Source organism: Burkholderia sp. CCA53, assembly GCF_001685525.1.
In the GTDB taxonomy this organism is placed as follows: domain Bacteria; phylum Pseudomonadota; class Gammaproteobacteria; order Burkholderiales; family Burkholderiaceae; genus Burkholderia; species Burkholderia multivorans.
On sequence record NZ_BDDJ01000003.1, the window covers coordinates 386,881 to 411,015 of the forward strand.

Consider the following 24,135-nt stretch of genomic DNA (forward strand, 5'->3'; position numbering starts at 1 on the left):
CGCTTCCATTCTCGCGATCGCGGCGCACGCGACGCTGACCGCCGGATGACGATTCTGTAATCCGGCGTGCGGCGTACCGGATAGCGGCTTCCGACGCTCGCGCGCGGCCGGTCCGGCGTCGCGTCGCGCATGCGCGCTCGCCGCAGTCGGCTGCAAGCGCGCGCGTAGCCGCGTGTTCGCCGCCCGTATTGCGGCGGTGGCATCGTCGTTTACGCCCGTGTCGCGCGCGGCGCTTGGTCCGCGCGCACGGCGGCGTTGCCGTCGGACGCCGGCTGGAACGCAAACTCCTGGCCGCGCGACTCGCGCGACGCGATCACCGCGACGAACGCCGGCAGCGCCATCACGATCGCGTAGCCGGCGACGAAGATCGCCGAGCCCGTATAGCTGACGAGCAGCGTGCCGACGATCGGCGCGATCGAGCCGCCGAGCACCGACGCGAGCTGATAGCTCGTCGACAGCGCGGTGAAGCGCACGCGCGTCGGGAACAATTCGGCCATGTACGCGGCCATCGGCCCGAGAATGATGCCGTGGCAGGTCAGGCACGCAATCAGCGCAAGCTGCAGATGCGCATAGTCGCTGCCCGGCGACAGCGTGAACAGCGAACACCCGGCGACCGCCGCGCCGATCAGGCCGGCGACGAGCACCGGGCGCCGTCCGATCCGGTCGGACACATGTGCAGCGATGAGGATCACGACGACCTCGATCGCCGACGCCCACATCAGCGCGGACAGCGCCTGCGGCCGGCTGAAGTGCAGATAGCCGGTCGCGAGCCCGAGCGCGAACGTCGAAAACAGATAGAGGAACGTGTTTTCCGCGGCCTTCACGAAGAACGCACGCGCCATCTGCCGCCAGTTGCCCGCACACGCTTCGCGCAGCGACGCGCGCTCGACCGTCCGATGCGCGGCCGCGAGCGCGGCGAACGCTGCCGATTCCTCGACGCGCCGCCGCGTCCAGAAGCCGACGATCACGAGCAGCGCGGAGATGAAGAACGGGATCCGCCACGCCCAGTCGACGAACGCCGTATCGCCGTAGAACCGCTGCACCATCCCGATCACGAACGCGGTCAGCACGTTGGCGAGCGGGCCCGCGAACATCGTGAAACTCGTCCAGAAACCGCGCTGCGTGCCGGGCATCGACTCGGCGATCATCAGGATCGCGCCGGTTGCCTCGCCGCCGACCGCGATGCCCTGCACGATCCGCAGCAGCACGAGCAGCAGCGGCGCCGCGATGCCGATCGACGCGTAGGTCGGCAGCAGACCGACGCAGAACGTGCTGATGCCCATCATCAACAGGCTGACGACGAGCGTCTTGCGCCGGCCGATGCGGTCGCCGATCATCCCGAACACGATGCCGCCGAGCGGCCGCGCGACGAAGCCGACCGCGAACGTCGCGAGCGCGAGCAGCGTGGCCGCGAGCGGATTGCCGACGACGAAGAACTGCTTGTCGAACACGAGCACCGCACACGCGGCGAACGCGAAAAAGTCGTACCACTCGAGCGTGGTGCCGACGGTGCAGGCAAACATCAGGTTGGCACGCTTTTTCATCGCGCATGTCTCCGGTCGTTTTTGTGGTTGATGCGGGGCGCCGCGGCGGCGCCGCGCGTTCAAAGTTCGAGCACGAGCCGCTCGCCGCCGCAGGCGCGCGAACAGCAGGTCATCATCCGGTCGTGCGCGTCGCGTTCGCCGCGCGTGAGCACGTTGTCGCGATGATCGACGCGGCCGGCCAGCACGCGCACTTCGCACGATCCGCACAGCCCTTCGCGGCAATCGCTTTGCACGTCGATGTTCGCGTGCTGCAACGCGTCGAGCACGGTCTGGTTCGCCGCCACCGTCAGCGTGATGCCCGAATCCTTCAGTTCGACTTCGAACGGCTGCTCCTTCGACGGATCGAGCACCGCCTTCGTCGACACGAAGTGCTCGACGCGCAGTGCATCGCGCGGCCAGTGCGCGCAGCTCGCTTCGAGTGCGTCGAGCATCCGCGCCGGGCCGCACGCGTAGACGTGCGTGTCGTCGGCCGGCTGCGCGAACAGCGCATGAAAGTCGTTGCGCGTGCCTTCTTCCGACACGTACACATGCAGACGCTCGCCGTGCAGTGCCGCCAGCGTGTCGAGCATGGCCATCGATGCGCGCCGCGCGCCGCTATAGTGGATTTCGTAGTCGATGCCGCGCGCCTGCGCCTCGCGCGCCATCGCGCTGATCGGCGTAATGCCGATGCCGCCCGCGACGAAGATCGCCTTGCCCGCGTCGGTCGCGAAGCGGAAGTGATTGCGCGGGCCGCGGATCTTCAGCACGTCGCCGGCGCGCAGATTGGCGTGCACCCATGCCGATCCGCCGCGGCTCTGCGCTTCGTGCAGCACCGCGATCTCGTACGCATCGCGCTCGTCCGGATCGCCGCACAGCGAGTATTGGCGCGTGATGCCGGTATCGCCGCAGATCACGTCGATATGCGAGCCGGCCGTCCAGCGCGGCAGCGGGCGGCCGTCGGCCGACACGAGCCGCACGTGGGCGACACGATCGGCGCAGATCGACACGCGCTCGACCTTCACCGCGCGGCTCACCGCATGCGACGACGGCTCGCCGATGCGTACCGCCGCGCGCGGGCGCAGCACCGACCGGTCGCGGCGCTCCGGATTGAGCGCGGGGTCCCATTCGACGTACAGGTGCTCGGGGCCGCGAAACGACGTGTTCGGCACATACGTGAAGCGCTGTTCGGCTAGCTTCATGTGCGGCAGACGGCGCGTGAACTCGTCGAGAAAGATCTGCATCTCCATGCGCGCGAGATTCTTGCCCATGCACTGATGCGATCCGTAGCCGAACGTCAGCTGGTCGCTCGCGTTTTCGCGGCGGATGTCGAACAGGTCCGCGTCGGCGAAGCGCGCTTCGTCGTGATTCGCCGACGACGTGACGATCAGCAGCTTCGCGCCCGCCGGAATGTCGACGCCGCCGATCGTGACGTCCTTCGTCGCGAGCCGTCGCCATGCGGCGACCGAGCCGTTGTGCCGCAGACATTCCTCGACCGCGTTCGGGATCAGCGACGGATCCTCGCAGATGTCGCGCCACGCGTCGGGATGCTGCAGCAGCAGCTTCATCGCGTTGGCCGTCGCGTTCGCGGTCGTCTCGTGCGCGGCGACGATGCCGGCCATCATCATCGAGTGCAGATACGAATCGGTGATCACGTCCGGCAGCTCCTTCTGCTTGCGGATGCCGTACTGCATCCAGCCCGGCCCCGACGGATCCTCGCGCATCTTGTCGAGCACCTTGCCCGCGAACTGCCAGAACTTGCCGACCGCATGCGCGACCGCGACCTGCTCTTCCGGCTTCGGGCGGCCCCACGTGTTGATCGTGTGCGCGATCGAGTATTCGCGCAGCGTGTCCATGTCTTCCTCGGGCACGCCGAGAAAATGCAGCGCGACGGTGAGCGGCACTTCCCAGAGCATCTGGTCGACGAGATCGGCATGGCCGTCGTCGATGAAGCGATCCACGTATTCGCGCGCGAGCCGGCGCACCATCGGCTCGTGATGCTTCAGCGCGTCGGGCGTGAACGGATCGAGCAGCGCACGGCGGCGCGGCATGTGCGCGGGCTCGTCCTCGTTGACGAGCGTGCGGTTCAGCGCAAAACCGTAGGACGCGAGCACCGCGTTGGCCTCGGGGCCGGTCGGCGTGATCTTCTCGAGCGCGATCGACGGACTGAACGTGAGGTTGTCGCGAAAGATCGCCTTGATGTCGTCGTAGCGCGTGACGACCCAATAGCCGAGCTTCGGGCTGTAGAACACCGGCTCCTGCTCGCGCGCCCAGCGGACGTACTCGGGCGGATCCTGCTGATAGCCGTCGTCGAACGGGTCGAACGCAGCGGCGGCGGCGCTGACCGGGCAGCCGTTCGGCGCGGTCGCCGCGGCCGGCGCAGGATGAAACGGACATTTCGACGACGACGCGTCGCGCTCCGTGACGGACATGATTCGCTCCCGTGCTATGATTTTGCGTAAATCTAATACGCAATGCGTAATCGAACGACTGGGGTAAACCTTGGCGGCCGGGTGCCGCCGGTCGTCGGGCTAGAATCCGGCCTATGGAAAAAATCGCCAGAACGAAGAAGACCGCGCCCGCCGAGCGCGACCGCCGGCAGCGCGTTCAGTCCGCATCGACCGGCCTGCTCGTGCTGAAGGAACTCGCCGCGTGCGGCGGCCGTGCGACGCTGACGGCGCTCGCCGCGCGGCTCGACGAGAATCCGGCGAAGGTGCACCGCTATCTGGCGAGCCTGATGGAGGAGTCGTTCGTCACGCAGGACCGCGGCACGCAGCAATACGTGCTCGGGCCGCAGTGCATCTCGATCGGGCTCGCCGCGATGCGGATGGCCGACCCGATACGGCTCGCCGAACCGTCGCTCGTGCGGCTGCGCGAGCGTCTCGAAGTGACGTGCTTCGTCGCGATCATGGGCAACCGCGGGCCGACGATCATGCGTTTCGAGGAGCCCGGCCTGCCGGTGACGGTCAACGTTCGTGCGGGTTCCGTCATGTCGTTGCTGTGGTCTGCGACCGGGCGGCTGTTCGTCGCGCTGCTCGACGAGCCGCGCGTGCGGCAGCTCGCGGAAGACGAGCTCGCGTCGGCGCCGGCCGAGTTGCGCGCGCAGCTCGATCGGCGCGATCCGGTCGGCGCGTTGCAACGCGAGATTCGCGCGGCCGGTGTCGCGACCGTGCGCGACACGAACCTGAAAGGCATCAGTGCGGTGTCGGCACCTGTCTTCGACGCCAACGGGCATATGTGCGCGGCGATCACGGCGTTGGGCGCGACCGGCGGCTTCGACGCGGCGATCGACGGGCCGGTCGCGACGGCGCTGCGCCATGAGGCGGCGCTGATCAGCGCCGAACTCGGCTATGCGGCGTGAGCGCGGCGATCGACGGGGCGCCTGCGTCGATCCGTGGGGATACCCGCTTTGTTCCGCCGGACGATCGGCAGAAACGATCCGCGACGTGACCGGCAGCGCGACGCCAGCGTCGCACCCGCCTTTATTGAACTCGCCGCTTTCCGCTCACGACGAGCGATGAACGACGCACACGGTGCGCGCACATCGGCGGCGCCGCGCGGAGGGATCGGAACCGGGAACGTGTGAAACGCCGCTGACGAAGCATCTGAACATCGGCGAGCGTATCGAAAGGTTGGCGACGCGATCCGTGCACTTCGGTTTTCGTTTTTCGTGCGCGTGTTCGATCGAGCGCAACGCGACTCGCCGTCCGCCACTCGCCGTCCGCCACAAACCGTCGTCAGTCACCGCCCGCTACCTGAACGACGATACGAGCGCCGCATCCTCGCCCGGCTTCGCGGCCGGCGGCGGCACCGCGTCCGCCGTCTTGCCGTGCGCGCCCAGGCCTGTGCCGCCCGTGCGCCGGCGCGCCGCATGCCGCTCGATGATCCGCTGCAGCAGGCAGAACACGCACAGCAGCGCGCCGATCACGATGCGCGTCCACCACGAGCTGAGCGTGCCGTCGAACGTAATCAGCACCTGGATCGTGCCGAGGATGCCGACGCCGAACACCGAGCCGATCACGTACCCGACGCCGCCCGTCAGCAGCGTGCCGCCGATCACGGTGGCGGCGATCGCGTCGAGTTCCATCCCCTGCGCCTGCAGCCCGTATCCGGACAGCACGTACAGCGTGAAGACGACGCCGCCGAGTGCGGAGCAAAAGCCGCTCAGCGCATAGACGCCGACCTTCGTGCGCGCGACCGGCAGCCCCATCAGCAGCGCCGAACGCTCGTTGCCGCCGATCGCGTAGACGTTGCGTCCGAAGCGCGTGAAGTGCGCGACGTAGATCGCGGCCGCGAGCGTCGCGAGCGCGACGAGCGCGCCGGCGCTCAGCGTCCCGCCGCCGATCGGCACACTGATCGCGGCGATCGCATGAAACGTCGGCTCGTTGATCGTGATCGACTGCGTCGTGATCAGGAAACACGCGCCGCGCGCGAGAAACATCCCGGCCAGCGTGACGATGAACGGCTGCAGCCGGAAGTAGTGGATCAGCGCGCCCATCGCGGCGCCGTATAGCGCGCCGAAGGCGAGCACGAGCGGCACGATGACCCATACCGGCCACTGCAGCCGCTCGGCGCCGACCGCGCAGAAGATCGTCGTCAGCGCGACGACCGAGCCGACCGACAGGTCGATGCCGCCCGACACGATCACGAACGTCATGCCGATCGCGACGATCAGCAGGAACGCGTTGTCGACGAGCAGGCCGGTCAGCACCTGCATCGAAAAGAACCCGGTGTACATCACGGACCCGAAACCGAACAGCGCCGCGAACAGCACGATCGTCACGACGATCGGCAGCGTGCGCGGGTCGGCGAGCCGCCCAAGGAATCGGTTCATCGCGGCGTGGCTCCCGTCGTCGCGCGCGAACGCGCAACAGCTATCAGTTTCGACAGATGGCGGAGCGCGAGCGCGCGTGCCGCGTCCGACTGGATCAGCGTGACGACGATCACGACGACGGCCTTGACGACGAGCGTCGCCTCCGGCGGCACGCCGATCGAATAGGTCGTATAGGTCAGCGTCTGGATGATCAGCGCGCCGAGCACGGAGCCCGCGAGGCTGAAGCGGCCGCCGAGCAGCGACGTGCCGCCGAGCGTCACGGCGAGGATCGCATCGAGCTCGAGCAGCAGCCCCGCGTTGTTGCCGTCGGCGCTGCGCACGTTCGAGCTCGCGAGAATCCCGGCGAGCGCCGACATCACGCCCGAACACAGATACACGCCGAACACGACCGCACCGGCGCGCAGCCCGACCAGCCGCGTCGCGACGGGATTCACGCCGATCGCGCGGATGAACAGCCCGAGCGCCGTGCGATTGACGAGCAGCGCAATCGCGACGATCGTCGCGACCGCGAACCACACCGAGCACGGGACGGTCGCCAGGTAGCCGCCGCCGAGCGCGAGATAGCCGGGCGCGCCGATCGGAATGATCTGTCCGCCCGTCAGCAGCTGTGCAACGCCGCGGCCGGCGACCATCAGGATCAGCGTCGCGATGATCGGCTGCATGCCGACGAACGCGACGAGCACGCCGTTCCATGCGCCGGCGAGCACGCCGACGCCGAGTGCGGCCGCGAGCGCGGTGCCGACGCGCGACGGATCGCCATCGAGCACGATCGCCGCGGCCGCGCCCGCAATCGCGACGATCGCGCCGACCGAGATGTCGATCCCGCGCGTCGCGATCACGAGCGTCATCCCGAGCGACACGATCACGAGCGGCGCCGCGCGGTTCAGGATGTCGATCGGCGCGCCGAACAGATGGCCGTCGAGCAGCGCGATCGACAGGAAGCCCGGCCGATGCGCGACGTCGAGCGCGCACAGCAGCACGAGCGTGAGGACCGGCCACACGAGCGGATGACGAAGAAGCGTACGAAGCCGCGTCATGACTGGCCTCCGGCGATCAATCGATAGATCTGTTCCTCGGATGCGTCGGCGCCCGACACTTCCGCCACCTTGCGCCGATCGCGCAGCACCGCGATCCGATGGCTCACGCGCACGACCTCGCCGATCTCCGACGAGATGAACAGGATCGCGAGCCCCTTCGCGCACAGGCCGAGCACGCGCTCCATGATGTCGAACTTCGCGGCGACGTCGATGCCGCGCGTCGGCTCGTCGAGGATCAGCAGCTTCGGATCGGTCGCGAGCCAGCGTGCGAGCAGCACCTTCTGCTGGTTGCCGCCCGACAGCAGCCCGATCGGCTGTTCCGCGTCGCGCGCCTTGATGCCGAGCCGCTCGATATACGCGTCGGCGAGCTCGCGCTGACGCGCGCGGCCGATCAGCCGCCACCAGCCGCGCCGTGCCTGCAGCGCGAGCACGATGTTCTCGCGGATCGACAGCGCGGCGACGATCCCTTCCTTCTTGCGGTCTTCCGGGCAATACGCGATCCCGTGCCGGACCGCGTCGTGCGGCGACGCGAGCCGTGCGCGCGCACCGTCGATCTCGATCGCGCCCGTATCCGCACGCTCGGCGGCAAACGCGAGCTGCGCGGTTTCGGTGCGCCCCGAGCCGAGCAGTCCGGCCAACCCGACGATTTCGCCGGGCCGCACGTCGAGGTCGAGCGCGCTGATCATGCCGCGCCGGCCGACCTGCTGCATCGACAGGAACGGCGCGCTCGCGCCGCCGCGCGCCGCCTCGGCCGCACGCGCCTGCAACGCATCGGACAATCGTTCGCGGCCCGTCATCTTCGCGACGAGCGCATCGACCGGCAGATCGCGCGCGAGATACTCGCCTTCGCGCTCGCCGTTGCGCATCACGGTGATGCGGTCGGAGATCGCATAGGTCTGTTCGAGAAAATGCGTGACGAACAGGATCGCGATGCCCGACGCCTTCAATCGGCGCAGCACGTCGAACAGCCGCGCGACCTCGCCGTCGTCGAGGCTCGACGTCGGTTCGTCGAGAATCAGCACGCGCGCCTCGACCGACACCGCACGCGCAATCGCCACCATCTGCTGCACCGCGATCGGATACGCGTCGAGCGAGCGCGTGACGTCGAGCGACAGATCCAGTTCCGCGAGCGCAGCGCGCGCACGCGCATGGATCGTCTTCCAGTCGATCGCGCCGCGCCGCATCGGCTGCCGGCCCGCGAAGATGTTCTCCGCGACCGACAGGTTCGCGCACAGGTTCACTTCCTGGTACAGCGTCTGGATGCCGGCCGCCTCGGCCTCGCGCGGCGCGGCGAAACGCACCGGCGCGCCGCCGACGCGAATCTCGCCCGCATCGTGCGCATGCACGCCGGTCAGCACGTTGATCAGCGTCGATTTGCCCGCGCCGTTCTGGCCCATCAGCGCATGGATTTCGCCGGGAAACAGCCGGAAGTTCACCTGCTGCAGCGCACGGACACCCGGAAACGCCTTGTCGATGCCGGTCATCTCGACCACCGGCGAATTCGTCATGGATCGCCCTCGATTCGATGGAGTTGGCGGACGGCGGCCGTTGCGCCGCCGCCGGCGCCGTCGGCGGTGCTCAGTACTTGCGGGTCGGCAGCACTTGCGCCGCGACATTCATCGGGAACACCGTCTCGTTCGTGACGATCCGCTTCGGCAGCTGCTTGCCGGCCACGACGTCCTTCACGGCCGTCATCAGCTGCGGCCCGAGCAGCGGGCTGCACTCGACGTCGACGTTGATCTTGCCGGCGATCATCGCCTGGAAGCCGCCCTTCGTCGCATCGAACGACACGACGCTGACGTCCTTGCCGGGCTTCATCCCGGCCTCTTCCATCGCCTGGATCGCGCCGAGCGCCATGTCGTCGTTGTGCGCGTAGACGACGTTGATCTGCTTGCCGTAGGTCTTCGCGAACGCCTCCATCACCTGCTTGCCGCCGGCGAGCGTGAAGTCGCCGCTCTGCGAGGCGATCACCTTGAACTTCGGATTGTTCTTGATCACCTCGAGCAGGCCCGCGCGGCGGTCGTTCGCCGGTGCCGAGCCGACCGTGCCCTGCAGCTCGACGATGTTGATCGGGCCCGCGTCGTTCTTGTAGCGCTCCTCGAGCCAGTGGCCCGCGCGCCGCCCTTCCTCGAGGAAGTCCGAACCGATCATCGTCACGTAGAGCGACGGGTCCTTCACGTCGACCGCGCGGTCGGTCAGGATCACCGGAATGTGCGCGGCCTTCGCTTCGGTCAGCACGGGCTCCCAGCCCGACTCGACCACCGGCGAGAACGCGATCACGTCGACCTTCTGCGCAATGAACGAACGGATCGCGCGAATCTGGTTCTCCTGCTTCTGCTGTGCATCGGAAAACTTCAGGTTGATGCCGGCTTCCTTGGCGGCGCTCTTGACCGACACCGTATTCGCGGTGCGCCACGCGCTTTCCGCGCCGACCTGCGAGAACCCGAGCGTGATCGGCTTTTGCTGCGCGTATGCGCCGGATGCCAGCATGGCCGTCGCGGCCACGAGCGCGCCGGCCGCGAGCTTCCTGATGATCGTCATGTTGCGTCTCCGATGATGTCGTTGTGTATCGCGGCGACGGCCGTGTGCTGCGCTGTTCTGATTCTGACGGCCGCGTGCGGACGGGGCGGCGGTTGATGGGCCCCGGATCAGTCTAGAAACAAGTCCGATAACCTGCCAATGAAATATTGGATTGAATCAATATCCGAATTGGCATACGTATAAACACCTAAGCGTGTCGCGACACGCGTCGCGGCGTTGCCCGAACGGCGCACGCATCTTGCTCCACCGACCTGCGCACGCCGCGCGGTGCGGCACACATCCGATCGCCACGAACCTCACAGGAGACAAGAACGATGGTCGCAGCGCTTCCCCGCAGCTTGCCGTGCATCGCCGCATGAAGCCGCGCGCGCCCCGCTCCGCGGCCGGCGACGGCATGCGCATGTCCGACGCGCGCGCGGCCGCCACGCTGCGCCACGTCGACGACCGGCAGCCGGGCTACACGCGTCGTCGCGTCCGCAACGGCTTCGCGTATTACACGCAGGACGGCGAACGGATCCGCGATCCGGACGAGATCGCGCGGATCAACGCGCTCGCGATTCCGCCCGCGTACACCGACGTCTGGATCTGCGCGGACCCGCGCGGCCATCTGCAGGCGACCGGCCGCGACGCGCGCGGGCGCAAGCAGTACCGCTACCACCCGCAGTGGCGGGCGACGCGCGACGCGAACAAGTATGCGCGGATGGCCGCGTTCGCGCTCGCGCTGCCGCGCATCCGCGCACGCGTCGCACGCGACCTCGCGCGACCGGGGATGCCGCGCGAGAAGGTCGTCGCGACGATCGTCCGGCTGCTCGACACGACGCTCGCGCGCATCGGCAACGCGGAATACGCGCGCGAGAACGAGTCGTACGGGCTGACGACGCTGCGCAAGCGGCATCTGAAGATCGAATCGGGGCAGGTGCGGCTGCGCTTCGTCGGCAAGAGCGGCGTCGAGCACGACGTGACGGTCGACGATCCGCGCGTCGCGCGAATCGTGCGGCGCTGCGCCGAGCTGCCGGGGCACGAGCTGTTCCAGTACGTCGACGACGACGGCGAACGCCATTCGATCGGCTCGGCGGACGTGAACGACTATCTGCGCGAGGTCGCCGGCGCGGAATTCACCGCGAAGGACTACCGGACCTGGGCCGGCAGCGTGCAGGCGCTCGCGCTGCTGCGCCGCGCGCCGCACGGCGGTGTCACGGAGGCCCGCAAGCAGATCGTCGAGACCGTGCGCGCGGTCGCCGACATGCTGCACAACACGCCGGCCGTGTGCCGGCGCTGCTACATCCACCCCGACGTGCTCGAGATGTACGAGTCGGGCCGGCTCGATACGCTCGTGATCCGGCGCGCGCCGCGCGGGCTGCGCGCCGACGAAGCGGCGTTCGCGGCGCTCGTGGCCGGCGCCGCGCGGCGCGCCGCAAAAACCGCGCGCGGTTAGCCGCGCGAGCGCGCGATCGAGTTCGCGACGCTGCGAAAGACGAGCGGCTGTTCGTCGCGCGGCGTCGCACGGCGCGCGAGCCGGACCGCGTGCTCGACGCGGCCGTGATGCGCGGACTTTGCGCATACCGGGTCGGCCTCGGCCGGATCGCCGGCGAGCAGGTAGGCCTGACAGCGGCAACCGCCGTGATCGACATGGCGCTCGTCGCAGCTGCGGCACGGCTCGCGCATCCAGCCGTCGCCGCGAAACGCGTTGAACGCGTCGCTGTCGTACCAGATCTCCTTCAGCGAGCGCTCGCGCACGTTCGGCAGCGCGAGCCCCGGCAGCGCACGCGCGGCATGACACGGCAGCGCGGTGCCGTCCGGTGCGACGCCGAGGAACACCGAGCCCCACCCGTTCATGCACGCCTTCGGCCGCTGCTCGAAGTAGTCGGGCACGACGAACAGGATCTTGCAACGCTCGCCGACGAGCTTCCGGTAGCGGTTCACCGTCTCCTCCGCATCGCGCAACTGCTCGGCGGTCGGCATCAACTGGTCGCGATTGAGCATCGCCCAGCCGTAGTACTGCGTGTTGGCGAGTTCGAGAAAATCCGCGCCGAGGTCGAGCGCCATCTCGATGATGCGGTCGACGTGCGGCAGGTTGTAGCGATGCAGCACGCAGTTCAGCACCATCGGATAGCCGTGCGACTTGATCAGGCGCGCGACGCTGCGCTTCAGCTCGAACGTCCGCGTACTGGTCAGGAAGTCGTTCAGCTCGCGCGTCGAATCCTGCAGCGACAGCTGGATATGGTCGAGCCCGGCCGCCTTCAGCCGCTCGATGCGCGCGGCGGTCAGGCCGATGCCCGACGTAATGAGGTTCGTGTAGAAGCCGAGCGCGCGTGCGTGCTCGACCAGCGTTTCGAGATCGTCGCGCTGCAGCGGCTCGCCGCCGGAAAAACCGAGCTGCGCGGCGCCGAGCGCGCGCGCGTCGGCGATCACGGTGCGCCACGTGTCGGTGTCGAGTTCCGCGCCGTGCGTCGCGAAGTCGACCGGGTTGTAGCAGAACGCGCAATGCAGCGGGCAGCGGTAGGTGAGCTCGGCGAGCAGCCACAGCGGCGGCGACGGTGACGGCGACGGCCGGTTCGGATCGCGCGTCATGTCAGTCCAGCCAGCCGCGCAGTCGCGCATGATCGAGGAAGCGATAAACGTCCGACGCGAGATCGGATGTGCTGAACAGCCGTTCGAGTTCGCCGATGATCTCGTCGAGTTCGCGCGTGCCGTCGCAGCGCGCGAGTATCTCGCCCGCGCTCGGATTGAGCTTCACCATGCCCTCGGGATACAGCAGCACGTAGGCATCCTGGGCCGCCTCCCATTGCAGGCGGTACATGCCCCTCAGCGTGGGGCGCAGCGGCACGCCGCTGACGTCGACGGAATTCATGCGCAATACGCCTTTTCAATGGCATCGAGGATCGACCACAGCACGTCGAGCTTGAACGTCAGAATCTCGAGTGCGCGCCGCTGCGCGGCCGCGGTCGTGAAATGGGCGAGCGTGACCGCGAGGCCGTGTTCGACGTCGCGCTGCGCAAGCGGCACGCGGCTGCGGAAATACTGCAGACCGTCGGCGTCGATCCACGGATAGTGCGACGGCCAGCCGGCGAGCCGGTCGAGATGGATCTGCGGCGCGAACATCTCGGTCAGCGACGAGCACACCGCCTCCTGCCACGTCGCGCGACGCGCGAAGTTCACGTACGCGTCGACGGCAAAGCGCACGCCGGGCAGCACGTGCTCGAGCGACCACAGCGACGCGCGGTCGAGGCCGACCGCCTCGCCGAGCCGCACCCACGCTTCGATGCCGCCGGCATCGTCGCCGTGCCCGTCCTGGTCGAGGATGCGCTGCACCCACAGCCGGCGCGTGTCGCGGTCCGGACAGTTCGAGAGGATCGCCGCGTCCTTCAGCGGAATGCTGATCTGATAGTAGAAGCGGTTCGCGACCCAGCCGCGAATCTGCGCGGGCGTGCAGGCGCCCGTGTTGAGCCGCCGGTTGAACGGATGATGAATGTGATAGCGCGATTCGAGCGCGCGCAGACGCGCCTCGAATTCGTCGGCGCTCCACGGGCTCGCGTGCAGCGCCGCCGCGGAAATCGGTGCGTTCATGGTCATACCTCGAAATGCATCCCGTCGTGCGCGACCTCGATCCCGTGCCCGTGCAGATGCGCGCGCTCGGCCGAAGCGGGATCGAGAATCGGGTTCGTGTTGTTGATATGCGTGAGCACCTTGCGCGTCTGTGCCGGCAACGCGCGCAGCCGGTCGATCATCCCCGGCCGCATGCCGTCGCCGCGTTGCGCGAGATGGCCCATGTCGGCCGCGTGCTTCGCCGACAGGCCGAGCTCGATCATCTCCGTGCCGGTCCAGAACGTGCCGTCGACGAGGACGAGATCGGCGGCCTGCATCGCGGCCTGCACGCGATCGTCGACGTCGGCAAGGCCCGGCGCGTAGAACGCGCGCCGTCCGCTCGCGACGTCCTCGATCAGTAGCGCGACGTTGTCGCCCGGCACGGCGGCCGCACGTCGCGGCGAATACGGCGGCGCCTTGCTGTCGACCGGCACCGCGGTAAAGCGGATGCCGCCCGCGCCCGGAATCGCGAACGGTTCGTGCAGCGCGATGGTGTGCGCGTCGACGCCGCAGTAGTGGCCGAGCAGCGGCACGAGCGGCAGCGCGGTCGAGAGATCGTCGAGCACCGGCGCGCTCGCATACAGCGGCAGCGGCGACGTACGTTCGCGCAGCATGAGCAGCCCCGTCACGTGATCGATCTGTGCATCGCACAGCACGACCGCGACGATCCCGCTGTCTCGCACGGCGCGCGCCGGCTGCAGTTCGGGCGCGGCGCGCAGCTGCGCGAGGATGTCGGGCGATGCGTTGACGAGCACCCAGTCGACGCCGTCGCTGCTGACGGCGATCGACGACTGCGTGCGCGGCACGATGCCGTCGGTGCCGGCGCGCGCGCGACGGCAGTTCGCGCAATTGCAGTTCCATTGCGGCAGTCCGCCGCCTGCGCCCGATCCGAGGATCCTGATCTTCATCGATGCGTGCTCCGATGCCGGCCGCCGCCTGCGCGGCAGGCGGCGGCGCGGCGTACGCCGATCAGCGGTTGGCGATATACATCGTGATTTCGAAACCGAAGCGCAGATCGGTATAGGCGGGGGTCGTCCACTGCATGGCATGTCTCCTTGTTCAGTTGAGTTGCATCGAATGAACCGCGTCGATCGGCGGTCGATCACTATCCAGCAAGGAGCGTGCCGGGCGGGCGTATCGCCTGTGCGACGACGTGCGGATGCCGCCGCGCGGTCGTTGCGGCGACAACCTTACGAATCACCCACAAAACGGTTTCAATTGCCGTCGGCGCAGGCGGCGGGCGGCAGGCGTCCGGCTGCGCGACTGTTGAATCCTTGAACACCGGTGTTGCAAGCTGACACAGCGGGTGTGACAGTGAGGCCGCCCTTCAGTGTTCGTCCGTGCGCAGCGGCGCGGTGCCGACGGACGGCATCTTCCGGTAGATCGTGTTGCGCGACACGCCGAGCGCGCGCGCGGCCGCCGACACGTTGCCGCCGTGCCGCGCGAGCGCCGCGGCGATCGCGCACGCCGCGACGTCCTGCAGCCGCGCATCGCCGGTCGCCAACGGATCGGGCGCGGCGTGCGGCGATGCAGCGCCGTCGTGCGCGCAGTGCGCGTCGTCGCGCCGCAGGTCGTCGAAAAAGTCTTCGGGCAAGTGCTCGCAGCGGATCTCGCCGTCGTCGTCGACCATCGCGGCGGCGGTACGCAGCAGGTTCGCGAGCTGGCGGAAATTGCCGGGCCACGCGCAGCGCTCGAACAGCGCCATCACGTCGGGCGCGACGCTCAGCGGCCGCCGGCCGGGGCCCGACAGCGTCTCGCGCTGCAGCATCTTCTGCACGACCACCGCGAGATCGGTGCGGTCGCGCAGCGGCGGCAGCCGGACGACGAGGCCGTTCAGCCGGTAGTACAGATCCTCGCGGAAGCGGTTCTGCGCGATCATCTCGCGCAAATCGCGGTGCGTCGCGCAGATGATCGCAATGTCCACGCCGATCGCCTTCGTCGAGCCGAGCGGATTGACGATGCGCTCCTGCAGTACGCGCAGCAGCCGCACCTGCAGCGGATACGGCATGTCGCCGATCTCGTCGAGAAACAGCGTGCCGCCGTTCGCCTGCAGCAGCTTGCCGGTCGCGCCCTTGCGGCGCGCGCCCGTAAACGCGCCCTCCTCGTAGCCGAACAGCTCCGACTCGATCAGCGTCTCCGGAATCGACGCGCAGTTCACCGCGACGAACGGCCCGTCGCGACGCGGCGAGTCGTTGTGGATCGCCTGCGCGAGCAGTTCCTTGCCGGTGCCGGTCTCGCCCGTGATCAGCACCGGAATGTCCTTGCCGATCACCTTGCGCACCTTCGCGATCACGGCCGCGACCTGCGGATCGCCGGTGTCCAGATAGCTGAGCCGCGACAGGCTCGCGGCGCCGTGTGCAGCCGCGGGCCGCGCGGCCGGCACGGCGCCGCCGTCGTGCACGTCGGCCGGGCGGCTGCCCTCGGCGCGCAGCGCACGCCGGAACTGCACGCGCGCACAAACGACCGCGCCGTTGCCGAGATTGAGCATCACGTGCGGCTCGGTGCTCGCGCGCATCCGGTCGATCAGCTGCGCGCTCGTCACGTCGAACAGCGACGCCAGCGTATGCGCACGCAACGCGGACAGCGGCATGCCGAGCTGGAACTGCGCGCTGCGGTTCGCGGACAGAAAGCGGCCGTCGGCGGTGAACGCGACGATCCCTTCCATCAGCGTGCCGAGAAACTCCGGCCGGCCGTGAAACGACACCTGCAGCGTCTCCTGGAACGTCGTCGTAAACAGATGGTTCTCGATCATCTGCACCGACATCTTCGCGAGCGCCATCGTGTGCTGGTGATAGCTGCGATGGTCGCCCGTCACGTCGAGCACGCCGATCACGTCGCCGTACGGATCGAGAATCGGCACGCTCGAACAGGTCAGGAAATGGTTCGCCGCGAGAAAGTGCTGGTCGCCGTGCACGACCATCGGACAGAGCTCGGCCAGCGCCGTGCCGATCGCGTTGGTGCCCTGCCGGTCCTCCGCCCAGTTCGCGCCGGGGCGCAGCGCGACGCGCTCCGCACGGCGCAGGAAGTCGTCGTCGCCGATCGAATGCAGGATCAGCCCTTCCGCGTCGGTCAGCACGATCATGCTCTGCGTATTGACGATCTGCTCGTGCAGCGTCTCCATCACCGGCATCGCGTGCACGCACAGCACGCGGTTCTGCTCGCGCTTGAGCGCGAGTTCGGTGGCGGACAGCACATCGTAGTCGGGGCGTGCGGACGCCTGCAGGCCGAACGTCTCGGACCGCTGATGGGACTTCCGGATCGTGGGCGTCGGCCAGCCGGGCGCTTGCGCAGCCCGTGTATCGGCGGCCGGATGAACGTCGTCGCGCATTGTCTCCTCCGGGGATCCTTCCGGTCGGTTGCCGGACTCTTCTGTCCCGATACAAGCAAACATCGGGCCATCGAGGCGATCGCGGCGCGATGTCGTGACGCGTGCCGACCGTACCGGCGATTCGAAAGGTCATTGAAAGACGATCAACGGTTGTCGCGGTCGCACAGGCCGTGATGAGCACATGATGCGCACGACGCGACGCTGACGAACCCCGCCATGCACGTCGCCGCGCGCGAAGCCCGCTTCGATTTGCGCATGTGTTGCCATGCCGCTCGCGCTTTGGCGCGCCGCCGCCACCCGCGTTCCTCTATCATCGCCCGCATGAACCGACGACCCGAGCGCCGACCGTCTGCCCCATCCCTTCGCCGTCTGTCGCGCGACGGCTGCGCGATCGCCTGGCGTGAAGCCGGCCATCCGCGCGGCCATCCGGTCGTCGTGCTGCACGGTGGCCCCGGCAGCGGCAGCCGGCCCGCGATGCTGCGCCTGTTCGACCTGCAGCGGATGCGCGTCGTGCTCGTCGATCAGCGCGGCGCCGGTGCGTCGACGCCGCGCGGCGGCCTGCGTCACAACAACACGATGCGACTGATCGACGACCTCGAGGCGCTTCGCGTGCGGCTCGGCATCGCGCGCTGGGGCGTCGTGGGCGGCTCGTGGGGCGCGGCGCTCGCGCTCGCCTATGCGGGACGGCATCCGGCCCAGGTGACGGGCGTCGTGCTGCGCGGCCTGTTCCTGACGTCGGCACGCGAACTGCGCGCGTTCTTCGTCGGCTCGCGCGCACGGGCACCGCGCGCGTGGCGGCAACTGGCCGCGGCGGCCGGCACATCGCGCGCCGATCGCCTGCTCGCCGCCTGCGCGCGCGGGCTGCGGCCAGGCGTCGATGCCGGTCGACGCCGCGCGATCGCGCGCGCGTGGAGCGCGTACGAAGATGCGCTGCTCGCCGGCGCGCCCGCGCGTCGCATGCGCACGACGCCGCGCGCGCTCGACCGCCTCGCCGACAAATATCGGATCCAGGCGCACTATCTGCAGCGCCGCTGCTGGCTCGGCGAGCGCCGGCTGCTGTCGCTCGCGCGTCGCGCCGCGCACGCCGGCGTACCGCTGCATGCGGTACACGGCACGCGCGACGCGGTCTGCCCGGTCGACAACGTCGCGCGCCTCGCGCGTGCGGTGCCGACGGCGATCGTCGAACGCGTGCCGGCCGGTCATCTCGCCAGCGATGCCGCGCTCGCGCGCCGTCTCGCGCGCGCGATCCGCACGCTGTTCGGCGATGCGTAACGACCGCGCGGCGCGCGCTCAGTCCCACGCATAGCGCACGCCGACCCACGCGCCACGCGGCGCGCCCGGCCCGACGAAGGTCTCGTCGACCGCAGCGGCGCCGTCGAACGTATGGTTCGGACCGTTGAAGAAATTCCGGCCGAGCATCCCGAAGCTCGCATAGCGCTTGTCGAGCAGGTTCGTGATCGACGCGAACAGCTGCAGATGTTTCGTCGCCTGCCACGTCGTGTCGACGTCGATCAGCAGGTAACCCGGCAGCTTGCCGCCCGCGTCGCGGTTGTTTTCGTCGCCGCGCGCGAACACGCCGCTGCGGTACGTGAGATTCGTGCCGAGGCTCCACGTCGGCGTCGCGGCATAGTCGAGCCGCAGCTTCGCGGTGCTTGCCGGAATGCCCGGGATGCGGTCGCCCGATCGCACGACGATGTTGCCGCGTGCATCGGCGCTCGAGTTGCTCGCGCTGTGCTCGGTCCACGTCGAGCGGTACGACGCGTCGACATAGCTGTAGCCGATGCCGATCCCGACCGGCCCGACGTGCGTATGCGCGGCGAGCTCGATCCCTTGCCGGCGCGTCTTGCCGACGTTCTGGAAATAGCCGAGCGTGCCCGCGCCGCCGTTGCTGCTGACGAACTGGATGTCGTCGTCGAGCGTCGTGCGGTAGAGCGCCGCGCTCCACGTCGTCGCCGCACCGACGCGCCCGCGCGCGCCGAACTCGACCGTCTTCGCGATCACCGGCTTCAGCGGCGGATCGGCGAGAAAGTCGTTCGGCAGCGAGCACGGCGCGGCCGGGTCGGCGCACGCGAGTTCGATCGCGGTCGGCGAACGCATGCCTTCGTTGTAGGTCGCGTACGCGGTCAGGCCGGGCACCGGATTCCAGGTGATGCCGATCGCCGGATTGAAGCGCGAGAACGTATGGCGGGCAGTAAGCAGCGGCTGCAGCCCGCTGATGTCCTCGATCGCCGCGCGCGCCCAGTCGTAGCGGCCGGCCAGTGTCATCGACCATTGCGGCGTGAGCTGCAGCGTATCGTCGAAATAGAAGCCGTAGTTCGCGTTGCGCGTCTTCGCGCGCGTCGTCTGCTGGAATTCGCCGATGCCGATCGCCGCGCGCGAATCGGTAAACGCCGCAGGTTGCGACGCCTGCTCGAAATGCGCGTTCGCCAGATCCGCGGATGCGCCGACGACGAGCTGGTTGTCGAAGCCGGCCGGCTTGCCGAGCAACGTGAGCTGCAGGCTCGCGCCGTAGCGCTCGGTCGCGATCGTCGAGCGGTCGTTGGACGCCGACGTGCCCTCGGCGGCGTCATCGTCGCCGGCGCGGCCGGCGTCTTCGCTCACGTTGCTGCTGACGTTGGTGTTCCGATACCGCCGGTAATACAGGTTGCCGCTCAGCTGCACGCGATCGCCGAACGCATGATCGCCGGACAGCGTCAGATGGCCGGCGCGATTGCGGTTCAGGTCCGGATAGGTATAGGCCTGCCGCGGATTGTCGAGGAACGAGCGCGGAATCGTCTGCGTGCCGTGCAGCGTATTGTCCGCGCCGCCGGCGGACAGCGACAGCGTCGTATCCGCATCGGTATAGCGAAGCTTGCCGAAGATTTGCCGCACGCGGCTCGCATTGTGGTCGGCCCAGCCGTTGTCGTTCGCCACGTTTGCGTTCAGGTAGTAGTCGACACGATCGCCGACACGGCCGCCCTGCTCGAACTGCACCGTCTTGCGCCCCCACGAGCCCGCGCCGACCTCCACTGCGCCGCCCGCACTCGTGCTGCCGTTCTTCGTCGTGATCGCCAGCGCGCCGCCGAGCGTGTTGAGCCCGTAGGTCGGGTTCGAGCCGGGAATCAGCTGAAGCGTGTCGATCGCGGACGGCGGCAGGATGTCCCAGTTCACGACGTCGCCGAACGATTCGTTGATGCGCACGCCGTCGACGAACACCGACAGACCCTGCGGCGTGCCGACGACCGGCGACGCGGTAAAGCCGCGGTAGTTGATGTCCGGCTGGTAAGGGTTGCCCTGCGCCTCCGCGATGTCGACGCTCGTCGCGTTCTTGTCGAGATAGTCGGCCAGCGTGCTGCGATGCTGGCGGTCGAGTTCGGCACTGCGCACGGTCTGCACGTTCGACGGCACGCGCGACAGCGGCGTGCCGATCCCGAGCAGCGGCGTGGTGCCGACGACGACGATCGGGGCGAGCGTCGTCGCGTCGGGACTATCGTCCGGTGCGGCATGCGCGGGCCATGCGATCAGCAGCCCGCCGACCGCGCCGCCGCAGCACAGCCCGATGCGCGCGCGGCATGCCGCGACGCGCCGCTTCGGCGGTGCGGTCTCTTTCATCGTGTCTCCTCCGCTGTCCTTGTCGGTCTCGCGATGCATCTCGCGTGCGTGCCGCGGTGCATGCTGCGCGACGAATCGCCGGTACTGCCGATGGCAAGAAGCATGCCGATGAGCGCGAATCGCGATGTGCGCGGTGTGCTTCCATGTGCCGCCGCGACACCGTGCGGCACACGCACCATCTTCGTATCGACGGGTGTTGCGCTTCGGTCGGCGCTGTCGTCGGTGGGCCGACCGCGATTGGCGATGCGCACCGCGCGATGCACGGGCGACGCATGCAATGACGCAATGTCGGTCGATCGACGCACGCGCCCACATCGCCGCATCGCCACGCCAACCGGCACCTGCGTGCCGTCCGCACTGTCATGTTTCGCAACAGTGCGCACACCCAGCTGTTCCCGAACGCAACAGATGCGCGCCGCGGCCGACCATGCCGCGCATTGCCGGCGCCGCCTTCGATTCGCGCGCCGACCCTTGCCGTACAAGGCCGCGAGCGCAATGGCATGCGATTTGCGTGACCGAGGTCGCACTGGATCCGGAACCCGTCCATGCCGGCCCGGCGATCGGTTTGCCGCGGTGCGACCACAATGACTCAGGAGACAACCATGAAGAAACTCTCGGCTTCGACGAGCCGACTGGCAACGATCGGCATCGCGGCGGCAGCCGCCATCGCCTTGAATCCCGGCCTCGTGGACGCCGCGGCCGACTATCCGGCCGTCACGTATCAGCGCCTGACGAATGCGCAGCACGATCCGGGCTGGCTGACCTACTACCGCACGTACAACGGCCAGGCGCACTCGCCGCTCAAGCAGATCGATGCGTCGAACGTCGGCCGGCTCACGCAGGCCTGGAGCTACAAGTTTCCGGCCGAACTGAAGCAGGGTTTCGAAGCGACGCCGATCGTCAACGGCCGCTATCTGTTCGTGACGACGCCGAAGGACAACGTCTACGCGTTCGACGCAGCGACCGGCGCGCAGCTCTGGAAATACGAGCCGAAGCTCGGTGCGGAGTCGTTCAAGACCGCGTGCTGCGACGTCGTGAACCGCGGCGTCGCGCTCTACGGCAAGAACGTGTACGTCGCGATGCTCAGCGGCGAAGTGGCCGCGCTCGACGCGCAGACGGGCACGCTCGTGTGGAAGAAGCAGATGTTCGAGCCGGGCCTCGGCTACGCGTTCTCGCTCGCGCCGCTCGCGCTCGACGGTGCGATCGTCGTCGGCAGCTCGGGCGGCGAATACGGCGCGCGCGGCTTCATCGCCGCGCTGAACGCCAACGACGGCTCGCTGCTGTGGAAGCGCTTCACGATTCCGGGCCAGGGCGAGAAACACGGCGACACCTGGCCGGACGGGATGCAGACGCACGGCGGCGCACCCGCGTGGCTGACCGGCACCTACGATGCGGCGACGCGCACGCTGTACTGGGGCGTCGGCAATCCGGGGCCGTGGCTCGCCGATCTGCGTCCCGGCGACAACCTCTATTCGGATTCGCTGCTCGCGCTGGACCCGAAGAACGGCGATCTGAAGTGGCACTACCAGTACACGAAGCACGACACGTGGGATTACGACGGCGTGAACACGCCGATCCTCGCGACGATCCGCTACAAGGGCCAGGCGCGCGACGCGATCATCCATGCGGACCGCAACGGCTTCTTCCACGCGATCGACCGCGATACCGGCAAGCTGATCTACGCGGAGCCGTTCGTGAAGGCGACGTCGGTCACCGGCTACACCGAGGACGGCACGCCGATCCAGGATCCGGCGAAGTATCCGAAGGTCGGCACGACGATCGATACGTGCCCGAGCTTCCTCGGCGGCAAGAACTGGTGGTCGGTGTCGTACGACCCCGAGCGCCACCTGGCGATCGTGCCGTCGCTGCACGCGTGCATGAGCCTGTCGGGCAAGTCGGTGAACTACATGGAAGGGCTGCCGTATCTCGGCGAAGGCTTCGAGATCAAGCCCGAGCCCGGCAGCGAAGGATACGGCGAACTGCAGGCGATCGACGTGAACACCGGCAAGAAGGTGTGGAGCCACTGGAGCAAGCTGCCGTGGAACGGCGGCGTCGCGACGACCGCGAGCGGCCTCGCGTTCAGCGGCTCGCTCGACGGACACCTGTACGCGTTCGACGTATCGACCGGCAAGGTGCTGTGGGAAAGCCCGAAGCTCGCGAGCGGCATCATCGCGCAGCCGTCGGTGTTCGAGGTCGACGGCAAGGAATACGTCGCGGTGCTCGCCGGCTACGGCGGCGCGAACCCGATCTGGGGCGGCCCGATGGCGAAGGCGGCGGACGACGTGCCGCGCGGCGGCACGCTCTACGTGTTCGCTCTTGATCGCACCTGAGCCGCCGTTGCATTGCGCCCGCGCCGCCGCGCGCGGGCGCGCTTCCCGACTTCCATCCGAGCGTACGAACATGAACCTCCGACTTCCCCACCTCGCCGCGGCCTGCGCGCTCGCATCCGGCGCCGCGCTGACGGCACTGCCCGCCGCGGCCGCGCCGGTGCGCGTGTGCTCGCTTCCCGGCACGCCGACCGCTGCGCTCGACAAGGCCGTCGCGCGCGAAGCGTTCCGCACGGCCGGCGTCGTCGCGACGTTCGCCGCCCCGGGCGTCGACGGCGGCGACGACGACGGCGTCTCCGCGCACGAGCTCGTGCGGCTGCTCGAACGCGATTGCGACGTGCTCGCGGGCTTCCCGCGCTCGGCGATCGCCGATGCGTCCGACACGACGCTGCTGTTCTCGCAGGGCTATCTGCGTTCCGGCTACGTGAGCGTCACGCGCCGCGACGCGGCTGCGTCGACGAGCGGCCGCGAGATCGTCGCCGCGACGTACGCGAGCCCCGCGCAACTGATCGCGGTCCAGCAGCAGAACGCGCACTTCGATCTCGAGAACACGTCCGAGCAGACCGTCGCGGCAGTCGCCACCGGCCGCGCGCATCGCGCGATCGTCTGGTATCCGGCCGTCGTCGCGTATCAGGCCGCGCATCCGAAGCAGGCGTTTCGCATCGCGCCAACATCGTCGCCGTACACCGCATGGCAGCTGGCATTTGCGTTCGCGCCGCGCTCGGCCTCGCTGCAGCAGCGGATCGACACCGCGCTCACGCAGATGAAGCGCGACGGCCGGCTCGCCGCGCTCACGCGCAAATGGACGCTGCCGGCCAACGCACTCGAAGCGCGCGACGCAGATGCGATGCCGCCCGTCGCCGGCGGCATCATGCGCGCGGGCATCGTGCGCGCGCGCGGCTTGCCGGCCGGCGGCGGCTTCATCCGGATCGCCGCGAGCACCGCCGAGCACGCGCCGACGTTCGACGCCGCCCAGGTCGAGCATGGCCGCACGCTGTACGGCAACGCCTGCGCTAAATGCCACGGCGCCGATCTCGAAGGCAACACCGCGCCTGCGCTGAGCGGCCCGTCGTTCGCGCCGCTGTCGCATTCGCATCTGACGATCGGCGGCGTGTTCGGCTACATGGCGACCAACATGCCGGCCGACCAGCCCGGCAAGCTGAAGGACGACGAATACGCGGACCTGATGGCCTTCCTGCTCGCGTCGAACGGCTATGTCGCGGGCAAGAGCAAGCTGACGGCCGATACCGCGCGCGCATCGACCGCGCCGCTCGTCGTCGGCCCCGCCGGCCATCGAGCCGCGGGACAGTGACGGCCGCACGCGGCACGCCGATGCGAACGGCGCCGCACGCCTCTGTTTTTTTCTCTTCAT

Annotated in this window: 18 protein-coding genes; 5 read left to right on the forward strand and 13 right to left on the reverse strand. The window is 68.7% G+C overall.

Translation table 11 applies throughout. The features are described 5' to 3' along the window. Window positions 1–209: 209 nt before the first annotated feature. The gene (locus BCR55_RS28425) at window positions 210–1,544 is read right to left on the reverse strand and encodes an MFS transporter (RefSeq protein WP_053299041.1); all 1,335 of its coding nucleotides are present in this window, start codon (window positions 1,542–1,544) and stop codon (window positions 210–212) included. Between the two features lie 59 nt (window positions 1,545–1,603). Continuing rightward, window positions 1,604–3,952: a cytochrome P450/oxidoreductase gene (locus BCR55_RS28430; RefSeq protein WP_065497068.1), complete on the reverse strand. Its 2,349-nt coding sequence runs from the start codon at window positions 3,950–3,952 to the stop codon at window positions 1,604–1,606. 113 nt (window positions 3,953–4,065) lie between these two features. Here BCR55_RS28430 and BCR55_RS28435 point away from each other — a divergent pair, with 113 nt between their 5' ends. Continuing rightward, complete coding sequence (locus tag BCR55_RS28435; RefSeq protein WP_006409286.1) at window positions 4,066–4,881, forward strand: IclR family transcriptional regulator; 816 nt, start codon at window positions 4,066–4,068, stop codon at window positions 4,879–4,881. Window positions 4,882–5,271: 390 nt separating this feature from the next. On the opposite strand, the gene yjfF is transcribed toward BCR55_RS28435, so the two are convergent. The 4 genes from yjfF to BCR55_RS28455 all read right to left on the reverse strand — a co-directional run bounded on the left by yjfF (window position 5,272) and on the right by BCR55_RS28455 (window position 9,932). Next, on the reverse strand, window positions 5,272–6,354 hold the full coding sequence (gene yjfF / locus BCR55_RS28440) for a galactofuranose ABC transporter, permease protein YjfF (protein ID WP_006399082.1): 1,083 nt from the start codon (window positions 6,352–6,354) through the stop codon (window positions 5,272–5,274). Next, window positions 6,351–7,391, reverse strand: coding sequence for an ABC transporter permease (locus tag BCR55_RS28445; RefSeq protein WP_065497070.1), 1,041 nt, complete (start codon window positions 7,389–7,391; stop codon window positions 6,351–6,353). Before BCR55_RS28445 ends, yjfF begins: the two co-directional genes overlap by 4 nt. After that, window positions 7,388–8,899, reverse strand: coding sequence for a sugar ABC transporter ATP-binding protein (locus tag BCR55_RS28450; RefSeq protein WP_065497072.1), 1,512 nt, complete (start codon window positions 8,897–8,899; stop codon window positions 7,388–7,390). The genes BCR55_RS28445 and BCR55_RS28450 overlap by 4 nt, the downstream gene beginning before the upstream one ends. 70 nt (window positions 8,900–8,969) lie before the next feature. Further along, window positions 8,970–9,932, reverse strand: a complete 963-nt coding sequence (locus tag BCR55_RS28455; protein ID WP_006399085.1) for an ABC transporter substrate-binding protein — start codon at window positions 9,930–9,932, stop codon at window positions 8,970–8,972. 355 nt (window positions 9,933–10,287) lie between these two features. Between BCR55_RS28455 and BCR55_RS28460 the strand changes: the two genes are divergently transcribed. Continuing rightward, complete coding sequence (locus tag BCR55_RS28460) at window positions 10,288–11,367, forward strand: DNA topoisomerase IB (protein ID WP_043279294.1); 1,080 nt, start codon at window positions 10,288–10,290, stop codon at window positions 11,365–11,367. Here BCR55_RS28460 and pqqE read toward each other — a convergent pair. The 6 genes from pqqE to BCR55_RS28485 all read right to left on the reverse strand — a co-directional run bounded on the left by pqqE (window position 11,364) and on the right by BCR55_RS28485 (window position 16,845). Continuing rightward, complete coding sequence (gene pqqE, locus BCR55_RS28465) at window positions 11,364–12,503, reverse strand: pyrroloquinoline quinone biosynthesis protein PqqE (protein WP_065497074.1); 1,140 nt, start codon at window positions 12,501–12,503, stop codon at window positions 11,364–11,366. The genes BCR55_RS28460 and pqqE overlap by 4 nt on opposite strands. Window position 12,504: 1 nt before the next feature. Continuing rightward, window positions 12,505–12,783, reverse strand: coding sequence for a pyrroloquinoline quinone biosynthesis peptide chaperone PqqD (pqqD, locus tag BCR55_RS28470; protein ID WP_006413117.1), 279 nt, complete (start codon window positions 12,781–12,783; stop codon window positions 12,505–12,507). Beyond that, window positions 12,780–13,499, reverse strand: coding sequence for a pyrroloquinoline-quinone synthase PqqC (gene pqqC, locus BCR55_RS28475; RefSeq protein WP_065497075.1), 720 nt, complete (start codon window positions 13,497–13,499; stop codon window positions 12,780–12,782). The genes pqqD and pqqC overlap by 4 nt, the downstream gene beginning before the upstream one ends. A gap of 2 nt (window positions 13,500–13,501) precedes the next feature. Further along, window positions 13,502–14,425 (reverse strand): pyrroloquinoline quinone biosynthesis protein PqqB, encoded by a 924-nt coding sequence (pqqB, locus tag BCR55_RS28480; protein ID WP_065497076.1) that lies wholly within the window; start codon window positions 14,423–14,425, stop codon window positions 13,502–13,504. Between the two features lie 61 nt (window positions 14,426–14,486). Beyond that, window positions 14,487–14,561, reverse strand: coding sequence for a pyrroloquinoline quinone precursor peptide PqqA (gene pqqA, locus BCR55_RS31940; RefSeq protein ID WP_006410019.1), 75 nt, complete (start codon window positions 14,559–14,561; stop codon window positions 14,487–14,489). A 283-nt stretch (window positions 14,562–14,844) separates the two neighbouring features. Then, window positions 14,845–16,845: a sigma-54-dependent Fis family transcriptional regulator gene (locus BCR55_RS28485; RefSeq protein WP_006399094.1), complete on the reverse strand. Its 2,001-nt coding sequence runs from the start codon at window positions 16,843–16,845 to the stop codon at window positions 14,845–14,847. Window positions 16,846–17,166: 321 nt separating this feature from the next. Between BCR55_RS28485 and BCR55_RS28490 the strand changes: the two genes are divergently transcribed. Next, a complete protein-coding gene (locus BCR55_RS28490) occupies window positions 17,167–18,117 on the forward strand; it encodes an alpha/beta fold hydrolase (RefSeq protein ID WP_006399097.1) in 951 nt (316 codons plus the stop codon). Between the two features lie 18 nt (window positions 18,118–18,135). Here BCR55_RS28490 and BCR55_RS28495 read toward each other — a convergent pair whose 3' ends face one another. Beyond that, window positions 18,136–20,436 (reverse strand): TonB-dependent receptor, encoded by a 2,301-nt coding sequence (locus BCR55_RS28495; protein ID WP_065497212.1) that lies wholly within the window; start codon window positions 20,434–20,436, stop codon window positions 18,136–18,138. Between the two features lie 602 nt (window positions 20,437–21,038). On the opposite strand from BCR55_RS28495, the gene BCR55_RS28500 reads away from it, so the two are divergent. Both BCR55_RS28500 and BCR55_RS28505 read left to right on the forward strand, forming a co-directional pair. Beyond that, window positions 21,039–22,766 carry a methanol/ethanol family PQQ-dependent dehydrogenase gene (locus tag BCR55_RS28500; protein WP_006399100.1) on the forward strand — a complete coding sequence of 576 codons (1,728 nt, stop codon included), beginning with the start codon at window positions 21,039–21,041 and terminating at the stop codon, window positions 22,764–22,766. Between the two features lie 70 nt (window positions 22,767–22,836). Continuing rightward, entirely contained in the window at window positions 22,837–24,075 is a 1,239-nt protein-coding gene (locus tag BCR55_RS28505; RefSeq protein WP_065497078.1) for a c-type cytochrome, read from the forward strand. The last annotated feature ends 60 nt before the right edge of the window (window positions 24,076–24,135 follow it).